Consider the following 455-nt stretch of genomic DNA (forward strand, 5'->3'; position numbering starts at 1 on the left):
GAATGAATTATAGTACCGAAGTTCCTGATTCCACACTGCCAAGAAAAGCCTCTAGCGAGGCGGGAGGTGCCCGTACCGCAAACCGACACAGGTAGGCGAGGAGAGAATCCTAAGGTGATCGAGAGAACTCTCGTTAAGGAACTCGGCAAAATGACCCCGTAACTTCGGGAGAAGGGGTGCTCTGGTAGGGTGTATAGCCCGAGAGAGCCGCAGTGAATAGGCCCAGGCGACTGTTTAGCAAAAACACAGGTCTCTGCGAAGCCGCAAGGCGAAGTATAGGGGCTGACGCCTGCCCGGTGCTGGAAGGTTAAGAGGAGGGGTTATCCTTTGGGAGAAGCTCTGAATCGAAGCCCCAGTAAACGGCGGCCGTAACTATAACGGTCCTAAGGTAGCGAAATTCCTTGTCGGGTAAGTTCCGACCTGCACGAATGGCGTAACGATCTCCCCGCTGTCTC

Annotated in this window: 1 rRNA gene; it reads left to right on the top strand. The window is 54.5% G+C overall.

What is annotated here, in order from left to right:
* Positions 1-455, top strand: a 23S ribosomal RNA gene (locus AB4037_RS34690); the annotation flags it as partial.

This window comes from Labrys sp. KB_33_2 (genome assembly GCF_052114505.1).
In the GTDB taxonomy this organism is placed as follows: Bacteria; Pseudomonadota; Alphaproteobacteria; order Rhizobiales; family Labraceae; genus Labrys.